Annotated in this window: 1 rRNA gene; it reads left to right on the forward strand. The window is 56.9% G+C overall.

The annotated features are described in order from the left end of the window. Positions 1-1,399: ribosomal RNA gene (locus tag ACFYVJ_RS34765) — 23S ribosomal RNA — on the forward strand; the annotation flags it as partial. Positions 1,400-1,447 lie beyond the last annotated feature (48 nt).

Raw genomic sequence — 1,447 nt, forward strand, 5'->3', positions numbered from 1 at the left:
TTGAGGGTGAGACCTGATGCCGAGCCGATTGTGGTGAAGTGGATGATCCTATGCTGTCGAGAAAAGCCTCTAGCGATGTTTCATGGCGGCCCGTACCCTAAACCGACTCAGGTGGTCAGGTAGAGAATACCGAGGCGTTCGGGTGAACTATGGTTAAGGAACTCGGCAAAATGCCCCCGTAACTTCGGGAGAAGGGGGGCCGCTTCTGGTGATCCGTTTTACACGGGGAGCTGGGGGTGGCCGCAGAGACCAGCGAGAAGCGACTGTTTACTAAAAACACAGGTCCGTGCGAAGCTGTAAGGCGATGTATACGGACTGACGCCTGCCCGGTGCTGGAACGTTAAGGGGACCGGTTAGTCACTCTTCGGGGTGGCGAAGCTGAGAACTTAAGCGCCAGTAAACGGCGGTGGTAACTATAACCATCCTAAGGTAGCGAAATTCCTTGTCGGGTAAGTTCCGACCTGCACGAATGGCGTAACGACTTCTCGACTGTCTCAACCATAGGCCCGGTGAAATTGCATTACGAGTAAAGATGCTCGTTTCGCGCAGCAGGACGGAAAGACCCCGGGACCTTTACTATAGCTTGATATTGGTGTTCGGTTCGGCTTGTGTAGGATAGGTGGGAGACTGTGAAGCGGCCACGCCAGTGGTTGTGGAGTCGTCGTTGAAATACCACTCTGGTCGTGTTGGATGTCTAACCTGGGTCCGTGATCCGGATCGGGGACAGTGTCTGGTGGGTAGTTTAACTGGGGCGGTTGCCTCCTAAAGAGTAACGGAGGCGCCCAAAGGTTCCCTCAGCCTGGTTGGTCATCAGGTGGTGAGTGTAAGTGCACAAGGGAGCTTGACTGCGAGACTGACGGGTCGAGCAGGTGCGAAAGCAGGGACTAGTGATCCGGCGGTGGCTTGTGGGAGCGCCGTCGCTCAACGGATAAAAGGTACCCCGGGGATAACAGGCTGATCTTCCCCAAGAGTCCATATCGACGGGATGGTTTGGCACCTCGATGTCGGCTCGTCGCATCCTGGGGCTGGAGTCGGTCCCAAGGGTTGGGCTGTTCGCCCATTAAAGCGGCACGCGAGCTGGGTTTAGAACGTCGTGAGACAGTTCGGTCCCTATCCGCTGCGCGCGTAGGAGTCTTGAGAAGGGCTGTCCCTAGTACGAGAGGACCGGGACGGACGGACCTCTGGTGTGCCAGTTGTTCTGCCAAGGGCATGGCTGGTTGGCTACGTTCGGGAGGGATAACCGCTGAAAGCATCTAAGCGGGAAGCCTGCTTCGAGATGAGGACTCCCACCCCCATGAGGGGTTAAGGCCCCCTGTAGACGACGGGGTTGATAGGCCGGATCTGGAAGCCCTGTGAGGGGTGGAGGTGACCGGTACTAATAGGCCGAGGGCTTGTCCATAGCTGCTTGCGTCCACTGTGCGGGTTCTGAAACAACAACCCTGCTTTC

Origin of the sequence: Streptomyces sp. NPDC004134, from assembly GCF_042874195.1 — a bacterium.
GTDB lineage: Bacteria > Actinomycetota > Actinomycetes > Streptomycetales > Streptomycetaceae > Streptomyces.